Raw genomic sequence first — 17,229 nt, 5'->3', positions numbered from 1 at the left:
CGCCGCGTCTGCGGCGGCCCCCTTTAAAATCCTTTAATTTTCTGTCCATTCATGATAAAATGACCGATGTAGTATGTTCGAAGGAGGCTTTCTGTGGCAGTACGGGGAATCTTATTTGACTTTGACGGGACGCTGGCCGATACCACGCCCTTGATCCTGGCGACTTTCCACCAGACTTTGGACCATTTCGTTCCGGAACGGCAGGTGGAAGATGATGCCATCATCAGCACTTTCGGCCTTCCTCTGCGGGAGGGACTGGCTGGGCTCACCGGCTGTACCGACCCGGCAGAGCTGGACCGGATGACGGCCTATTACCGTCAGTATAATACCGCCTGGCATGATGCGATGATCCGGCCCTTTCCCGGGGTGAAGGAAGGTCTTGCGGCTCTTCGCAAAGCCGGGGTGCCCATGGCCATTGTCACCAGCAAGTTCAAAGCCAGCTGCCAGAGGGGACTCCGGTGCCTGGGACTGGAGGATTCCATCGATGGCATCATCGGGTGCCAGGAATGCACCGCCCATAAACCGGATCCGGAACCCATGGAAAAAGGACTGGCGCTTTTAAGGCTCCGGGGTGAAGAATGTCTTTGCGTAGGGGATAGTCCTTATGACCTGGTCAGCGGGAAAAAGGTTGGCTGCCGGACTGTGAAGGTGGGATGGACCTCTTTCCGGAAAGAGTTCTTTGACCGGTTCATCCAGCCTGACTACACCATCGGGACCTTGAAAGACCTGCTTTCTTTCGTAGAACCATCAAAACCAGAGAGGTGATTGCATTGCGTACCATCGGGATCATCGGCGGCACTGGGGTGGAGGACGCTTCTGCTTTCGGGAAGCTGGCCCCGCTTACGGTGGAGACGCCCTTCGGCCCGGCCCACTGCCTGAAGGGAACCGCTGCTGGCCATGAAATCTATTTCTTGGCTCGGCATGGCCTGGACCACAGCGTCCCGCCCCACAAGATCAATTACCGGGCCAATATCTTTGCCTTGAAGAAGCTGGGTGTCACGGAGATCCTCTCCTTTACAGCAGTGGGGTCCCTGAACCAGGGGCTGCCTCCTGGCACCTTTGTAGTGACCAGCCAGCTGTTGGACTTTACCAAGAGCCGGGTGAATACGTTTTTCAATGGAGAGAACGGCCAGGTAGCCCATGTGGATTTTGCCCAGCCTTATTGTCCGGCACTCCGGGAACGGCTGATCCGCTGTCTCTTGAAACTGCGGCTCCGGCACAGCAAGCAGGGGACCTATGTAGTGACAGAAGGCCCCCGCTACGAAACGGCGGCGGAAGTGAAGATGTATGCCTGTCTAGGGGGAGATGTGGCTGGCATGACCAATATGCCGGAAGCCGTCCTGGCCAGGGAAGCGGAAATCTGCTACGCCAACTGTTCCGTGGTGACCAATATGGGGTCGGGACTGTCGGTCCGGGCCTTGTCTCACGAAGAAGTGACGGAAGCTATGGAAAAGAGGGAAAAACAGATCCTGTCCATCATCGAAGCCTATGTGCAGGATGACGGTCCCCTGAACCAGACCTGCCATTGCCGCGAAGCCCTGAAGGAATATGGAGGTTTCCGGCTGGAGGCGTTCGGCGGGGACAAAAAGGAGGAATGACAGGGCACTATGATCTATGACATTGTACTGAAAGATGTGGAGCTGACGGAACCCGGCGACGGGAAGCGGTTCCAGATCGGGATCAACGGCAGCACCATCGCTTATGTGGGCACAGACCCGGTGGAAGGGCGGACTGTATTGGAGGGCCGGGACCATCTGGCAGTCCCTGGATGGGTGAACGCCCATACCCATGTGGCCATGACCCTGTTCCGCAGTTATGCCGACGATATGGCGCTGATGGATTGGCTCCAGAACCGGATCTGGCCCCTGGAAGCCAAGCTGGACGGCCGGGCGGTATACTGGGGAAGCCTGTTGGGCATTGCCGAGATGATCCGTACGGGTACTACCTGTTTTGCGGATATGTACTTCTTTATGGAAGAAACGGCCAAGGCGGCAGCGGACAGCGGCATCCGGGCGGTGCTTTCCCGGGGGCTTACCGGCAGCAGCGCGGAGGACGGAGCAGCCCGTCTGGAGGAGAATACTGAGCTGTACAAGAACTGGCATGGCGCCCAGGACGGCCGGATCACCGTGATGTTGGGACCCCATGCTCCTTATACCTGCAGTCTGGACTATTTGGAATCTGTTATCGCCCGGGCCCGGGAACTGGGGGCGGAGATCCATATGCATCTTTCGGAAACCGCCGGAGAAGTGACAGACTGTCGGGAAAAATACGGCAAGAGCCCCATCGCCCTGATGGAAAGCCTGGGGATGTTCGACGGGGGGACCCTGGCAGCCCACTGTGTCCATGTAGATGAGGAAGATATGGACATCCTGGCCCGGTATGGGGTCCGGGTGGCCCACAATCCCCAGAGCAACCTGAAACTTGCCAGCGGCATCGCTCCCGTGGCCCGGATGCTCCAGAAGGGCATCACCGTAGGTTTGGGCACCGATGGAGCCAGCAGCAACAACAACCTGGATATGCTGGAAGAAGTACGGCTGGCGGCTATGCTGGCCAAGGTCCAATCAGGGGACCCCAAAGCGGTGCCAGCGTCCCAAGCCCTGGCTATGGGAACCTGGATGGGGGCCAAGGCCGTTGGGCTTTCCGGCGTGGGGAAACTGGAAGTAGGCCAGAAGGCGGATATCGTCTTGTACAACATGGATTCTCCTGCCTGGTATCCTCGGCATGACCGGACATCTCTTTTGGTATATGCCGCTTCTTCAGCTGATGTAGATACGGTGCTGGTGGACGGAAACATCCTGCTGCGCAAAGGGGAACTGACCACCATCGACCTGGAAAAAGTCACGGCGGAAGTGGGGCAGTGCCTGAAGGACATGATGGGGAAATAAGGACTGGTCTCGTGTCTCGAGACCCCTAAAAAGGGCTGGTGCTCCTGCAGCAGCCCCGCAACAATCAACGACAATAAAGGAGTGTTTGGTGTGGCAAAGATCTTGAAGAAACTGCAGCTGGCTCCTGCAGTCTGGGAATTCGAAGTGGATGCGCCTCTGATTGCGCACAAATGCAAACCGGGACAGTTCGTCATGGTACTGGCCGATGAGACCAGCGAACGGATCCCTTTGACCATCGGTGATTTCGACCGGGAGAAAGGTTCCATCACCCTGATGGTCCAGGCCGTTGGGAATACTACCCGCCATCTCTGCGAAGATTTTGCCCAGGGAGATGATATCCAGCACATCCTGGGACCTCTGGGCCAACCTTCTGAAATGGGCAAATTCGGCACGGTGGTCATGGTCTGCGGGGGCATCGGTGTGGCGCCGGTCCATCCCATCGCCCGGGCTTATCACGAATTGGGCAATAAAGTGATCACCATCATCGGAGGCCGCAGCAAGGACTTGATCCTGTGGCGGGACCGGATGGAAAAAATCAGCGATGAAGTGATCATCACCACGGACGACGGTTCCGATGGCATCAAGGGCTTTGTCACCGATCCTCTCCAGAAGATGCTGGAAGAGGGGAACCATCCGGATCTGGTAGTAGCCATCGGCCCCATCATCATGATGATGAACGTGGCCAGGGTCACCAAGCCTTTCAACGTGAAGACCACTGCCAGCCTCAGCTGCCTCATGGTGGACGGCACGGGCATGTGCGGCGGCTGCCGGGTGCAGGTGGGCAGCGAAAGCAAATTCACCTGCTGCGATGGGCCGGAATTCGACGCTCATCAGGTGGATTTCAAGAACCTGATGCAGCGTTCCAAGATGTATAAGGACCAGGAAGCAGTAGAATACAGTTGCGGGGGGCATTGCAGATGCGTGGAGGAATGAGAAATCCTATGCCGGAACAGCCGGCGGATGTACGGAACCATAATTTTGAAGAAGTTGCTTTGGGTTATCCGGAAGATACAGCGGTGGATGAAGCCCAGCGCTGCCTGAACTGCAAGAATCCCCAGTGCGTCAAAGGATGTCCGGTGAACGTGGACATCCCCCAGTTCATCCATGCGGTGACGGAACGGGATTTTGACGGTGCTATCCACATCCTTAAAAACAAGAATTCCCTGCCCGCCGTGTGCGGCCGGGTGTGTCCCCAGGAAAACCAGTGCGAAAAACACTGTATCCTGGGCATCAAAGGAGAACCCGTAGCCATCGGCCGTCTGGAACGGTTCGTGGCGGACCGGGCCCGGGAAGAGGGCACCGATATAGTGAAAGAAGGCTTGGCTCCCAAGAATGGCATCAAAGTGGCTGTAGTGGGAGGGGGCCCTTCCTGCCTGACGGCTGCCGGAGATCTGGCCAAGATGGGCTATGATGTGACCTTGTTCGAAGCCCTCCACAAGGTGGGTGGGGTGCTCATGTACGGCATCCCTGAATTCCGTCTGCCCAAGGCCATCGTCCAGCACGAAATCCAGCAGCTGAAGGAGCTGGGTGTGAAGATCATGACCGATGTGGTGATCGGCCGTACCTTTACCCTCCATGAACTCCTGGGAGAAGAAGGTTTCCAAGCTGTGTATGTGGGCACCGGGGCTGGACTGCCCCACTTTATGCGGATCCCTGGGGAAGCTCTCAATGGGGTTTATGCGGCCAATGAATTCCTCACTCGGGTGAACCTGATGGGGGCCTGGAAATTCCCGAAGATGGCCACCCCGGTCTATGTAGGGAAGAACGTAGCCGTAGTAGGGGCCGGCAACGTGGCTATGGACGCGGCCCGGACCGCCAAACGGCTGGGGGCAGAGAATGTCTATGTGGTGTATCGTCGGAGCGAAGCGGAAATGCCTGCCCGGAAGGAAGAAATCGAACATGCCAAGGCAGAAGGCATCGAGCTCCATATGCTGAACAATCCGGTACAGATCCTGGGGAACGAAGACGGCTGGGTCACCGGTATCGAATGTGTCCGGACCGAATTGGGTGAACCGGATGCCTCTGGCCGCCGGAGCCCAGTGGAGATCCCTGGGTCCAACCATGTGTTCGATGTGGACATGGTGGTCATGGCTATCGGCCAGGGTCCCAATCCCCTGCTGAAGCATACCACTCCGGACCTGGTGACCAACCGGAAAGGGCTGATCACTGTGGACGAAAAAGAAGAAACCTCCATTCCTGGGGTCTTTGCCGGAGGCGATATCGTCACCGGGGCGGCGACAGTGATTTCTGCCATGGGAGCCGGCAAGAAGGCAGCTCTGGAAATCGACGCCTACTTGAAAGAAAAACTAGGGAAGTAACACAGGAATGAACAAACTGAAATGCTGGGGCCTGGCAGCGGTGCTCCTATGCCTGGGGATGTTTCAGGCACGGGGAGAGGCAGCTGCTGCGCCCAAAAACACCTACAAACCTGCCAGCGGGGGCTATACCCTGACGGTGCCCCCTGGCAGCAAAGAAATCTATCATACCTCTACTGGGATCCGTTTCACAGTGGGGAAAGACTTCCTGGTCAGCGCGGATCTGTATACCTTGCCCAGTTTTGTCTCCGTCCCTATGAAACAGTATTCCCAAGAGCAAAAAAAAGAATTCAAGAAGTTCCTGGGAAAGATCCAGGACCAGGAAAACGACACCATCCAGGATGAGGGCAGCTCCCGGAATTTCGGCAGCCATCCGTCACTGGAAGGAATCCTGGGAGAAAAGCTCCGGAAATACCGGGCCACTGCCGGAGAACTGGAACCTAAGGAAAAGGAAAGCAAAAAGGGAAAGGACAGTTATACCTATGTGGCGGTACCGGAAGAGAAACTGCGGACCCACCGGCCTTTCCTCATCGGCCGGGCTTACCAGCCGGAAAAGAACGTGCTGTTGGTCGTGAACGTGAGCGCTCCGGAAAACCTGGAAGCCGCAGCCCGTTCTGCGCTCCAGTCCTTGTGTTCCGATCTGACCCTCAGCCGGGTGAAGTATACGGACGTGAACCTTTTGACGGTGCCGGGGATGGGCTATGAGATGGAAATCCCTAGTGGCTGGCGGATGTATACCCTCCGAGCGGACAATGTGCTGTTTGGCCGGTCTCTCAGCAGCGTCCATACAGACGGGCTCATGATCCGGGAGTTTTCTGATGATACCTTTGCGGAATTGGGGAATTCTACTCCGGAAGGGCTGAAAGAGGCGGAAGAAGCCTTCATCCAGAAAGTGATCCGGTACACCCCCAATATCACGATCCTGCACCATGAACCCATTTCTGTGGGCACCCTGAACGGCAGTATGGCGGAATGTACGGACAGCGGGGACCTGAAGAAGGTATTCATCGTAAACACTTATTTGATGAATCCCCAGGGGAACGGCTACCAGATCCGTTACCAGACTGATGATACCATCAACTACGATCTGAAACTGAAAGCCTTCAAACAGTCGGTAGAAAGCTTCAGCCTGCTCCAGGACAACGACGGCAGCAGATTGAAGCCGGGAAAAGATATATAGGACCAGTGACCTAAAAATGGACTGCCACAGATGTGACAGTTCATTTTTTACATTTCCGTCACAAATCCTTCATGAACCGTTCATTTTGAAAGGTGTAAAATAAAAAGTAAGAAGTGACTGGCCAGTCCGGTCTCTTTTCTTTTGGTAAAAAATTGATACGGGAAGAAGGAATCTCCAATGCAGAAGAAAATGTTTGCAGTGACGCTGGCTGTACTGGCATCTGTGGCCTCCATGGGTTTTGCGGCTCCCCAGACCAGCTGGGAACAGGGGGAATGGCAGCTGAATGCCGGAGCCTGGGCTCCCAAAGCCAAATTCGAAGGCAAGGAATCCAGCACCAAATGGAACTTTGACGGTGGCGTGGGTTATGGCCTGTCCGACAAATGGGCTCTGGAATACAACTATCGGGGCCTGAAGACCAAAGCCGGGGATTTTAAGACCGACGGGGACCAGAACGAAGTGAACCTGGTCTACAGCCTGAACAAGAACTGAGCTTTGTTCGGCGGCTGGAACCGGATCAACAACGATTTTGATGGCAGCTACCATGGAACTCACACCGGGACCGCTGACAGCGTGATCAACAATGTGGCTCAGTTCGGGGTACGGACCAAATACGACCTGGCTAAGAACCTGGCTTTCTATGCAGAAGGCGCCCTGGGCACCAAGAAGACCAGCCAGTGGGATGCCGGCCTGGCTTACACCTTTGCTGACAACTGGGATCTGAACGCTGGCTATCGGTATGTGGATACCAAACTGGATGATGACAACAACATCAAATACCGGGGCTTCCTGGTAGGTCTGTCCTATCGGTTCGGCGGTCACAAGAAAGCGGCTCCTATTGTGGAAGAACCGGTGGCACCGACGGTAGCTGAACCTGTGGCTCCGGCTCATGTATACAACGACTACTATCTGGACAGCATCCACTTCGATTCCGACGTGGATACCCCGAAAGCTTCCGAAGCGGCTAAACTGGCTAACTTCGTAGCTGTGGCCAAGGCCCATCCGGATTCCACCTTCAAACTGGTAGGGAACACCGACTCTGATGCTTCCAACGCCTACAATGAAGACCTGTCCAAACGCCGTGTGCTGAACGTGGCCAAGTACGCCAACGACAACGGCGTGGCTGCTTCCCGGATGCAGCTGAACTACAAGGGTGAAAACAACCCTGTGTCCTCCAATGCCACCGAAGCCGGCAAAGCCGACAACCGTCGGGTGGATATCTGGGAACATAAATAATTAAGAAAAAGGGGGCTGTTGCACGAGCAACAGCCCCTTTCCTTTTCCCCCTCCATCCCCTATAATATCCCTATCAGAAAGGTCGTGATTCTACTATGGAACCTTTGAAAAAAATTGCCCAGGCAGCCATTGCCTATGATGCGGGGGACCCGAAACGGATCCACCATTTATTGAAAGTCCACGCTTTTGCTCGGCTCATCGGGCTGGGGGAGGGGTTGGATACCCGGACTCAGTTCCGGCTGGAAGCCGCCGCCTATCTCCACGATATCGGCATCCATGAAGGGGAGCGCCGGTTCGGCCGGAATGACGGAAAGATCCAGGAAGAACTGGGGCCGGATGTAGCCCGCCCCATGTTAGACAAAGCCGGCGTTATGGGAGAGGATGCAGAACGGATCCTCTGGCTCATCGGCCACCATCATACCTACGCCAGCATCGATGGACCTGACGCTCAGATCCTGGCCGAAGCGGACATGCTGGTGAATCCCTATGAGGACGGCACCGGCCGGCCTCAGAACGAAGCCCTGTATCAGCGTCTGTACAAAACGGAGATTGGAAAGAATCTGTTCCGGGAACTGTATCTGACGGACTGGGCACCGGGGAAGCAGGACTGAGATCATGCCGGAACAGCAGACCCGGCCGCAGGCGCCGGAACCGAGTGCTCAGGAGCAGGCACAGCTGAAAAAGAAAAAACGGAAAAAGATCGCCCTGGGAGCGGCCCTGGCAGTCCTTGTGGGGGCTGTTTCCGGATGGTATTTCCTGTACTATACCCGCACCCCCCAGTATGCGGTGAAGCTGATCCGGGAATCGGTGAACAAGCACGACATCGTCACCTTCCAGGACCACACGGATCTGACCCGGGTGGTGGAAAAGGGCTATGACGCCATCCTCACCGCCCAGGGAGAGAACGATGTGGAAGATGGCTACACGGAAGGGGAAAAGGACGAAATCTCCCGTCACCTGGAGGAACTGATCCACAACGGGGTGCTCACCGGGGACTGGACCGATTCCTACCGGAAAACCAACCCGGACAAGGTGCTGCCGGTGGAATGGACCGCCCTGAAGGTGAAGGACATCCAGCCCGGGGCCAGGTACCCCCAGGATGCCCTGGTGAACGTCCAGATGGACAACCCTACGGTGGGCGCCGCTACCCTGGTGCTCCATATGCACAAAAATGACAAGGGGAACTGGCAGCTCGTGGAGATCACCAACCTGAAAGGGTATTACGGGAAAATCCTCCAGAAGGGGACGAAGAAAAAACAGGCCAGACAGGCAGTAGGAGTGGCCGGAGCGGTGCTCCAGGCCGCCCAAGGGTTGGAAGAGACGCCACTGGCTCCCCTTTATGAAGTGGTCCGGGACAAGGTCCAGGAAGCCACAGACAGTGGGGAGGCGGATACACCGGCTCCCGGTACCCGGAAGAAATCGTCAGGGGCAGGCCGTTCCCTGCCTCCGGCACTGGCAGTGCCCAGCAGCACCACCAGCCCCGAGACCCTGCAGCAGCAGCGCCAGGCCCTCCAGAAGGCTCTGGACAGCCCTATTGTGGGAAATTTGGTGGAGAAGCTGGTGGATCACCAGGACGAGATCCTGGCCAAACTGGAACAACTGGCCCAAGCCGCCCAGAACGGTCAGGGAGGCGCCGCCATCCAGCAGGAAATGGGCAAGTACCAGGACCAGCTCCGAACCATCGGAAAGATCCTGGACCTGGCGGCGAGATATCTGCAATGAAAAAAGGGGGGGTGTTGCATAAAACGTGCAACACCCCCCCTTTTCTCACCCTTTCACCTTCTCCAATAGGTCCGGGAACGGAGCCAGGACCCTTGGCAGGATCCCGTTCATATAGGCGATGGCGATGCCATAATTGGTCATAGGGATCTTTTGTTTCTGAGCGGCACTTTGCCGGTAAGCCACTTCCTGGGCGTTGAGCATGCAGGCCCCGCAGTGGACGATCAATTTAAAGGAAGTCAGATCATCCGGGAACCCTTTGCCGCTGCTGTAGTGGAACTCCGGTTCTACGCCGGAGAATTTCCGGATCCAGTTGGGCAGTTTCACGGTCCCGATGTCGTTGCACTGACGATGATGGGTACAGCCTTCGGAAATCAGCACTGGATCCCCATCTTTCAGCCCTTTCAGCTGGAGGGCTCCTTCGATGAAGGAGGCCAGCTGTCCTTTGTACCGGGCGAACAGGATGGAGAAACTGGTGAGCCGGATTTCCGGCGGCACCATCTGGTTGACCATATGGAAGGCCTGGCTGTCAGTGACCACCAGGCTGATCTTGCTGCCCAGGAGGTCGATCATCGAAGGCAGTTCCTGGGGCTGGACCACTACGGCCTTGCAGTTGCCGTCCAAGAGCTCCCGGATGGTTTGCTGCTGGGGCAGGATCAGCCGCCCTTTGGGGGCGCTTTCGTCGCAGGGGACCACCAGCACCACCAGGGCATGGGGTTCCAACAGGTCCAGGAGCAGGGGTGTCTTCTTTTCTTCTTTGCCCAGGGCCTGGGAAATCCGTTCCTTCAGTTCCCAGATCCGGGTGCCGGCGCTGGCACTTACCAGCATGCTGTGGTCCTTCAGCTCTTCCGGCAGGGTGAAAGAGGGAACCAGGTCGCATTTGTTGAATACCACAAGATAGGGAATTTTGCGGGCCTGGATTTCCTGGAGCAGTTTTCGATCGAAATCATTCAGCCCGCTGGCAGCATCCACCACCAGGAGCGCAATATCGGTGCTCCGGAGTACCAGACGGGCTTTATCGATCCGGGATTGGCCCAGGTCGCTGTCATCGTCCATGCCCGGGGTATCCGTGAGCAGGACCGGTCCCAGGGGCAGGATTTCCATGGCTTTGGAGACTGGATCCGTGGTGGTTCCTTTAAAATCAGAGACGATGGCCAGGTCTTGGCCAGTGATGGCATTGATCAGAGATGATTTTCCGGCGTTCCGGCAGCCGAACAGGCCGATATGGGTACGCTCCCCGGATGGGGTGGCGTTCAAAGATGCAGGCATACAAGGGTCCCTCCTTCAGGAATACAGCTTTTACCGAACATTAGATAAAATACAGACAAATATTGTTTATGGATATCATACAATAAACGGAAGATCGGTGCAAGTTTTGCCTACCCCTTGATTTTTCAGATAGTTTCCATGTATACTTATTATCGTTTGTAGGCGGACGCCTGTTTGGTTTTTGCAGGACCGCTTAGGAAATCGCTTCTTTCATGGCATCTTCTTTTTCTATTAGATATAATTTAAGTCAGCATGGACTGCAGCAAGGGATGTGAAAGAAATATGGAACAGATCTATTGTGCCGCACTGGCCTGTATCCTCAGTTATGATGCTCCCCTTTGGGTGCCACGGTTCCGGGAGCGCTTCGGCTCTTTCCGGGCAGCCTGGGAGGCTGGAAGGAAGGATCTGAGCGGAGCCGGGCTCCTGTCCCGGGAGCTCTCTTCCTGTTGGGAATCTTCTCAGAAAGAGGCTCTGCCGGAAAAGATCTATGACTACTGCTGCCGACACCAGGTACGGCTGCTGAGCCGCTGGGATCCAGAGTATCCGGCTCTCCTGGCGCAGCTTTCTGCTCCTCCTCCGGTGCTCTACTGCAAAGGGCAGCTGCCGGATCTGAGCGCTGGCCTGGCTATCGTGGGTTCCCGGAAAGCCACGGATTATGGGCTGGCGGCAGCCGGCCGTTTTGCTCGGGCAGTGGTGGTGGCGGGTGTCCCGGTGATCAGCGGCGGAGCCTATGGTATCGATGCGGCCGCTCATCGGGCAGCGCTGGATGGGCGCGGGAAGACCGTGGCTGTCTTGGGCAGCGGGCTGGAAGAATTGTATCCCCGCCGGCACTTCCGGCTTTTCGACCGGATCTGCCAGGAGGGAGCCCTGGTGACGGAATATGCTCCTTGGACGCCACCGCTGCCTCAGAACTTTCCCCTGCGGAACCGCATCATCGTGGGGCTGTCCCGAGCAGTCCTGGTGGTGGAAGCTGGTATCCGCAGCGGAGCCATGAGCACGGCTCACGCAGCAGCTGATGAGAACCGGGAACTCTTTGCCGTACCGGGTCCTATCTTTTCTGAGACCAGCCAGGGGACACACCGCTTGCTGAAACAGGGTGCTCGTCTGGCCGATGATCCGGAAGAAATCCTGTCCTTCCTGCTGGGGAACTGGCGGCAAAAGACTTCTCCCTGGGCAGAAGAAACTGATCTATTCCGGGAGCTGTCCCCTGCTGAGCAGGAAAAAGCCAGAGCTCTCTGGAGCTGGCTCCAGAAACACCAGGGCTGTAACCTGGAAGAAATCGCTGACCATTTTCCCTGGCCGCTGGCCGTCCTCAGTACCCTCCTCTTGGAGCTGGAGCTGTTGGGTCAGGTACGGCGCACCAGCCGGAATCGCTATAATGCAGTATAGGAGGAGAAAATCATGACAAATAAACTGGTCATTGTGGAATCCCCTACGAAAGCCAAGACCATTGAAAAGTTCCTGGGTAAAACCTTTACAGTCCGCGCCTCCATGGGGCATCTGCGGGACCTGCCCAAGAGCCAGTTCGGGGTCGACGTAGAGCATGATTTCACTCCCAAATATATCAATATCCGGGGCAAGGGGCCTTTGATCAAAGAACTGAAGACCCTAGCCAAAAAGGCGGATAAGATCTATCTGGCAACGGACCCGGACCGGGAAGGGGAGGCCATTGCCTGGCACCTAAGCTATATCCTGGGGGTGGACCCAGCAGATCCCTGTCGGATCTCGTTCCATGAAATCACCCAGACGGCCATCAAAGGGGCGCTGAAAGAACCTCATTCCATCGATATGGATAAAGTGGATGCTCAGCAGACCCGGCGCATCCTGGACCGGATCGTAGGGTACCAGCTGAGCCCCCTGCTCTGGCGGAAGGTTCGGAAGGGCCTCAGCGCCGGCCGTGTCCAGAGCGTGGCGGTGAAGATCATTTGCGACCGGCAAAAGCTCATCGACGACTTCGAACCAGAGGAATACTGGACGGTCTCTGTAGTCCTGGCTCCCGGGAAGACGCCTAAGATCACGGCGGACGTGACCAAGAAAGCTGGGAAGAAACTGGAGATCCACAACCAGGCTGAAGCCCAGCAGGTGAGGGAAGATTTGAAAAAAGCCCAGTATCAGGTCACGGATTGTTCCGTACGGGACCGGCTGCGGAAGCCGGCTCCTCCCTTTACCACCAGCAGCCTCCAGCAGGAAGCCAACAAGCGGCTGAATTTCTCCACCAAGAAAGTCATGATGCTGGCTCAGCAGCTCTATGAAGGGGTCACCCTGGGCCGGAAAGGTTCCATCGGCCTGATCACGTACATGCGTACCGACTCGGTGCATCTAGCCGATGCGGCAGTAGCCGCGATCAGGGGGTATGTGGGAGAGAATTACGGCGAGGACTACCTGCCCAAGAAACCCAATGTATACAGCAGCCGTAAAAATGCCCAGGAAGCCCATGAAGCCATCCGCCCCACCAGTGTGGAGCGGACTCCGGAAGCGGTGGCACCCTATCTGGACCGGGATCAGCTGCGGCTCTATACCTTGATCTGGAAGCGGACTGTAGCCAGCCAGATGGCCAGCAGCGTCAGCACCCTGACCACCTTGACCATCAGCGGAGATCAGTACGAACTGAAAGCCACCGGCTCCGTGGTGAAGTTCGACGGATTCCTGAAACTGGCGGACCGGAAGGATGAAGAAAAAGATAAGAAGGTGCCTGCTCTGGAAAAAGGGACGGCGCTGGACCTGATCCGACTCAATGATGCAGTGCAGCATTTTACAGAGCCGCCAGCCAATTTCACCGAAGCCACCTTGGTCAAAGAGCTGGAAGAAAAAGGTATCGGCCGGCCCAGCACCTACTCTCCCATCATCCAGACCATCCTGGCCAGAGGATATGTGGCCAAGGAAGGGAAGAAACTCCTGCCTACCGAGCTGGGGAAACTCACCATCGACATGCTGACCCAATATTTCTCTCCTTTCATCGATGTGCCTTTCAGTGCCCATATGGAAAGCGAGCTGGATGCTATCAGTGAACATAAGACCGATAAGGAGACCGTACTGCGTGAATTCTACGGTCCTTTTGAAAAAGCTCTGAAAGTAGCGGATGAGAAGATCCCGGTGGTGGAACAGCCGGTGATCGTCAGCGATGTGAAGTGTGAGAAATGCGGCCGTTTCATGGTGGTGAAAGAGGGCCGCCACGGAAAGTTCCTGGCCTGCCCTGGATTCCCGGAATGCCGGAATACGAAACCCATTCTAGTAAAGGTAGGGGTACAATGCCCCCAGTGCGGCGGGGATCTGATCGAACGGCACAGCAAGACGGGACGGCTGTTCTATGGCTGCTCCAATTATCCCACTTGCCGCTTCACTTCCTGGGACAAACCCACCCATGAAAAGTGTCCAGAATGCGGCAGCATGATGGTGGAACACAAGGAACGCAACGGGAAGACTGTGCTGCACTGCAGCAACGAGAAATGTCCCAACGCCTCCCTGAAAAAGAAATAGAAGAGAAAGGAAACTCATATGGCTCTCCATATCATCGGGGCTGGACTGGCCGGCTGTGAGGCAGCCTGGCAGCTGACTCGGCGGGGGATCCCGGTGATCCTCCATGAAATGCGTCCGGGCAAAAGCGACCCAGCCCATCACACCCCCTATTACAGTGAACTGGTCTGCAGCAATTCCCTGCGGGCCAACAACATCGAGAATGCAGTAGGCCTCCTGAAAGAAGAGATGAGGCGGTTGGATTCCCTCATCATCGCTGCCGCCGATGCCCATCAGGTGCCGGCTGGAGGTGCCCTGGCCGTGGATCGGGAAGGATTCGCCCAGGCTGTGACCCAAGCTATCCGGGAAAATCACTTGATCACGATAGTGGAAGAAGAAGTCACAGATTACAGCCGCTTCACCCCGGAAGATTACGTGATCACGGCTTCCGGCCCCCTTACCAGCGGTGCTCTTTCAGAAGCTATCCAGCAGCTGGTCCATAAGGATTATTTCCATTTCTTCGATGCGGCGGCGCCCATCGTGACGGTGGATTCCCTGGATCAGGACAAGGTGTACAAAGCTTCCCGGTATGATAAGGGGGAAGCCGCCTATTACAACTGTCCTTTCAATAAAGAAGAATACCTCCGGTTCTGGCAGGAACTGTGCCAGGCAGAAACGGCCCCAGTGAAAGATTTTGAACATAATGTGTTCGAAGCCTGCATGCCCATCGAGGAAATGGCCCTGCGGGGAGAAGATACCATGCGCTTTGGGCCTCTGAAACCGGTGGGGCTGCCCGACCCTCGGACAGGGGAAGACCCCTATGCGGTGGTCCAGCTGCGCCAGGATAATGGAGCCGGGACCCTGTACAATATCGTTGGCTTCCAGACCCATCTGAAATGGCCGGAACAGAAACGGGTGTTCCGACTGATCCCTGGTTTGGAACAGGCGGAATTCGTCCGGTATGGAGTGATGCATAAAAATTCGTATCTGAACAGCCCACTGCTGCTGGAGGCAGATTACTCCCTGCGGGAGCGGCCCCATTTCTATTTCGCCGGCCAGATGACCGGGGTGGAAGGGTATGTAGAAAGCGCTGCCTCCGGACTGGCTGCCGGCATCTATGCGGCCCGGGCCATGGCAGGGAAGCCTCGGCTGCTGTTCCCACGGGAAACCGCCATCGGTGCCCTCAGCCATTACATCAGCAATCCAGAAGTGAAGCATTTCCAGCCCATGAATATCAATTTTGGGCTGATTGCCCCCTGGGATGGACCCAGGATCCGGGGCAAAAAGGAAAAAAATGCAGCCATAGCGGATAGAAGTCTAAACTTTCTTGAAAGTATAAAAAATGACTTGCATGATTAGTCTGAATATGGTAGTATGAATTGTCGGGAATTCAATACAATTCATACAATTTGAGGTGTGCCATGGAACGGACGAAAAACATGGAACCGAAGTTGAAGAATAGGCAGCTGGTAGAAGGGTTCGCCACCTATCTGGAGGTGGAAAAAGACGATTCTCCCTTGACGATTGCCAATTATCAGGCGGACATCCGTCATTTCGCGGATTTCATGGAAACCCGTTCAGATGATGCCGCCTGGCCTTCGATTACGGTCCTGGATATCCGTTCCTACCTGGCACTGATGCATGACAAAAAACTTTCGCGGCGGACCATTGCCCGGAGGATATCCTCGCTCCGCTCGTTCTATCGGTATCTGCGCCGGGAGGGAATCGTCCGGACCAATCCGTTCACCAAAGTGAGGACCCCGAAACTGGAAAAGAAACTGCCTGTGTTTTTAGAAGAGTTCGAAATCAACCTGCTCCTCCGGATGCCGGATGTCACTGCCATCCTGGGACGGCGAGACAGGGCGATCCTGGAGTTCCTCTATTCTACAGGCTGCCGGGTTTCGGAACTGGTGGGACTTACCATGACCCACGTGGATCTGGGCAACCGGTATGCTGTGCTCATGGGGAAGGGCCATAAAGAACGGCTGGTCCCGCTGGGCCATCCCTGCGTTGAGGCTTTGGAGGCCTATCTCGCCGGGAGCCGGGGCGTCTTGATGCGGAAGTATCATGTGCCGCCACACACCTTTGTCTTTGTGAACAGCCGGGGGACTCCACTGAGTGCACGGAGCGTACGGAGGATCCTGGACAAATATGTAGAAATGACAGCGATGCAGAAACATGTGAGTCCCCATACGATCCGGCATACTTTTGCTACCCATCTGCTGGACCACGGGGCGGATCTGCGGGCTGTACAGGAATTACTGGGACATGTGAGTTTATCGACGACACAGATTTATACTCATGTGACGGCAGAACGTCTCACTGCTGTCTATGAGAAACATCATCCAAGGGCCTAGGAGGGACTATTATGTTACCATTACTGGAAAAAACGAGAATGATCAACAAACTGCTGCAGAACACGGAAACGGTCAGCTACAAGAAAATGGCAGAAGTGCTGAAAGATGTGATCAAAGCCAACATCTACATCGTAGCCTGCGATGGGGATCTGCTGGGATATTCCATCCTGGACGGATTCGAATGTGAGCTGATGATCAAGAAAGTACTGGATGTGGGTCATTTCCCTGCCGAATATGTCAAATGGCTGGAAGGGATCCGGGAGACTTCTTCCAACTACCGCCTGGTGAAGAACATGTGCGCTTTCAGCGAAGGCACCAAATGCTTGTTTGAAAGCAAATATACTACCGTTGTGCCTATCTTCGGGAACGGTGTCCGTCTGGGGACCTTGATCCTGGGCAAATTCAAGAAAGAGTTCGTGGATTCTGATCTGCTGCTGTCGGAATATGCTGCTACGGTCATCGGGATGCAGCTGCTCCACGATAAGGCCATGCACATCGAAGAAGCCAGCCGGAAGAAGGCTATGGTCCAAATCGCTTTCTCTAACCTGAGCTACAGTGAACTGGAAGCCATCTCTGAAATCCTTAAGGCGCTGCCAGGAGACGAAGGGCTGCTGGTGGCCAGCAAGATCGCTGACCAGGCCGGCATCACCCGGAGCGTGATCGTCAACGCCCTGCGGAAATTCGAAAGTGCCGGGGTACTGGAGACTGAATCCTTGGGGATGAAAGGGACCTATGTCCGGATCCTCAACGAATACCTGCGGGATGGGCTGAAAGAACATAAGAAATAATAAAGGACTTCTCAGGAAAGGGTCGGACTG

15 protein-coding genes and 1 pseudogene are annotated in these 17,229 nt (G+C 55.8%); 15 read left to right on the top strand and 1 reads right to left on the bottom strand.

Annotated elements, in window-relative coordinates:
- Positions 1-93: 93 nt before the first annotated feature.
- The 10 genes and pseudogenes from ACTUHY_RS01130 (at position 94) to ACTUHY_RS01085 (ending at position 9,335) form a co-directional block, all read left to right on the top strand.
- Entirely contained in the window at positions 94-765 is a 672-nt protein-coding gene (locus ACTUHY_RS01130) for an HAD-IA family hydrolase (RefSeq protein ID WP_442826272.1), read from the top strand.
- A 5-nt stretch (positions 766-770) separates the two neighbouring features.
- A complete protein-coding gene (gene mtnP, locus ACTUHY_RS01125; RefSeq protein WP_442826321.1) occupies positions 771-1,598 on the top strand; it encodes an S-methyl-5'-thioadenosine phosphorylase in 828 nt (275 codons plus the stop codon).
- Between the two features lie 9 nt (positions 1,599-1,607).
- Positions 1,608-2,885: an amidohydrolase gene (locus tag ACTUHY_RS01120; protein WP_442826271.1), complete on the top strand. Its 1,278-nt coding sequence runs from the start codon at positions 1,608-1,610 to the stop codon at positions 2,883-2,885.
- Between the two features lie 90 nt (positions 2,886-2,975).
- A complete protein-coding gene (locus tag ACTUHY_RS01115; protein WP_442826270.1) occupies positions 2,976-3,818 on the top strand; it encodes a sulfide/dihydroorotate dehydrogenase-like FAD/NAD-binding protein in 843 nt (280 codons plus the stop codon).
- Complete coding sequence (gene gltA / locus ACTUHY_RS01110) at positions 3,815-5,203, top strand: NADPH-dependent glutamate synthase (protein WP_442826269.1); 1,389 nt, start codon at positions 3,815-3,817, stop codon at positions 5,201-5,203. Before ACTUHY_RS01115 ends, gltA begins: the two co-directional genes overlap by 4 nt.
- Before the next feature lie 7 nt (positions 5,204-5,210).
- A complete protein-coding gene (locus ACTUHY_RS01105) occupies positions 5,211-6,380 on the top strand; it encodes a hypothetical protein (protein ID WP_442826268.1) in 1,170 nt (389 codons plus the stop codon).
- 177 nt (positions 6,381-6,557) lie between these two features.
- Positions 6,558-7,178: pseudogene (locus ACTUHY_RS01100) on the top strand (outer membrane beta-barrel protein); the annotation flags it as partial.
- Between the two features lie 39 nt (positions 7,179-7,217).
- A complete protein-coding gene (locus ACTUHY_RS01095; RefSeq protein WP_442826320.1) occupies positions 7,218-7,613 on the top strand; it encodes an OmpA family protein in 396 nt (131 codons plus the stop codon).
- A gap of 95 nt (positions 7,614-7,708) precedes the next feature.
- A complete protein-coding gene (locus ACTUHY_RS01090; RefSeq protein WP_442826267.1) occupies positions 7,709-8,224 on the top strand; it encodes an HD domain-containing protein in 516 nt (171 codons plus the stop codon).
- Between the two features lie 4 nt (positions 8,225-8,228).
- A complete protein-coding gene (locus tag ACTUHY_RS01085; RefSeq protein WP_442826266.1) occupies positions 8,229-9,335 on the top strand; it encodes a hypothetical protein in 1,107 nt (368 codons plus the stop codon).
- A 45-nt stretch (positions 9,336-9,380) separates the two neighbouring features.
- Here the strand turns inward: ACTUHY_RS01085 and hydF are convergent, their stop codons facing one another.
- Positions 9,381-10,601, bottom strand: a complete 1,221-nt coding sequence (hydF, locus tag ACTUHY_RS01080) for a [FeFe] hydrogenase H-cluster maturation GTPase HydF (protein WP_442826265.1) — start codon at positions 10,599-10,601, stop codon at positions 9,381-9,383.
- A 282-nt stretch (positions 10,602-10,883) separates the two neighbouring features.
- Between hydF and dprA the strand changes: the two genes are divergently transcribed.
- From dprA to codY, 5 genes are all read left to right on the top strand, one after another.
- Positions 10,884-11,990 carry a DNA-processing protein DprA gene (gene dprA, locus ACTUHY_RS01075; protein WP_442826264.1) on the top strand — a complete coding sequence of 369 codons (1,107 nt, stop codon included), beginning with the start codon at positions 10,884-10,886 and terminating at the stop codon, positions 11,988-11,990.
- A 12-nt stretch (positions 11,991-12,002) separates the two neighbouring features.
- The gene (gene topA / locus ACTUHY_RS01070) at positions 12,003-14,078 is read left to right on the top strand and encodes a type I DNA topoisomerase (protein WP_442826263.1); all 2,076 of its coding nucleotides are present in this window, start codon (positions 12,003-12,005) and stop codon (positions 14,076-14,078) included.
- A gap of 18 nt (positions 14,079-14,096) precedes the next feature.
- Positions 14,097-15,413 carry a methylenetetrahydrofolate--tRNA-(uracil(54)-C(5))-methyltransferase (FADH(2)-oxidizing) TrmFO gene (trmFO, locus tag ACTUHY_RS01065; protein WP_442826262.1) on the top strand — a complete coding sequence of 439 codons (1,317 nt, stop codon included), beginning with the start codon at positions 14,097-14,099 and terminating at the stop codon, positions 15,411-15,413.
- Between the two features lie 62 nt (positions 15,414-15,475).
- A complete protein-coding gene (gene xerC / locus ACTUHY_RS01060) occupies positions 15,476-16,411 on the top strand; it encodes a tyrosine recombinase XerC (protein ID WP_442826261.1) in 936 nt (311 codons plus the stop codon).
- An 11-nt stretch (positions 16,412-16,422) separates the two neighbouring features.
- Positions 16,423-17,199 carry a GTP-sensing pleiotropic transcriptional regulator CodY gene (gene codY, locus ACTUHY_RS01055; RefSeq protein ID WP_278675872.1) on the top strand — a complete coding sequence of 259 codons (777 nt, stop codon included), beginning with the start codon at positions 16,423-16,425 and terminating at the stop codon, positions 17,197-17,199.
- The last annotated feature ends 30 nt before the right edge of the window (positions 17,200-17,229 follow it).

It is taken from the genome of Acidaminococcus nyctereutis (genome assembly GCF_052216985.1).
Taxonomy (GTDB): domain Bacteria; phylum Bacillota; class Negativicutes; order Acidaminococcales; family Acidaminococcaceae; genus Acidaminococcus; species Acidaminococcus fermentans_A.
This window is presented reverse-complemented; position numbering and strand designations above follow the sequence as displayed.

Coding starts and splice junctions, on each gene's coding strand:
- ACTUHY_RS01120 (WP_442826271.1), top strand. CDS start 1,608: ATGATCTATGACATTGTACTGAAAGATGTGGAGCTGACGGAACCCGGC.
- gltA (WP_442826269.1), top strand. CDS start 3,815: ATGAGAAATCCTATGCCGGAACAGCCGGCGGATGTACGGAACCATAAT.
- ACTUHY_RS01105 (WP_442826268.1), top strand. CDS start 5,211: ATGAACAAACTGAAATGCTGGGGCCTGGCAGCGGTGCTCCTATGCCTG.
- ACTUHY_RS01090 (WP_442826267.1), top strand. CDS start 7,709: ATGGAACCTTTGAAAAAAATTGCCCAGGCAGCCATTGCCTATGATGCG.
- ACTUHY_RS01085 (WP_442826266.1), top strand. CDS start 8,229: ATGCCGGAACAGCAGACCCGGCCGCAGGCGCCGGAACCGAGTGCTCAG.
- hydF (WP_442826265.1), bottom strand. CDS start 10,601: ATGCCTGCATCTTTGAACGCCACCCCATCCGGGGAGCGTACCCATATC.
- dprA (WP_442826264.1), top strand. CDS start 10,884: ATGGAACAGATCTATTGTGCCGCACTGGCCTGTATCCTCAGTTATGAT.
- topA (WP_442826263.1), top strand. CDS start 12,003: ATGACAAATAAACTGGTCATTGTGGAATCCCCTACGAAAGCCAAGACC.
- trmFO (WP_442826262.1), top strand. CDS start 14,097: ATGGCTCTCCATATCATCGGGGCTGGACTGGCCGGCTGTGAGGCAGCC.
- xerC (WP_442826261.1), top strand. CDS start 15,476: ATGGAACGGACGAAAAACATGGAACCGAAGTTGAAGAATAGGCAGCTG.
- codY (WP_278675872.1), top strand. CDS start 16,423: ATGTTACCATTACTGGAAAAAACGAGAATGATCAACAAACTGCTGCAG.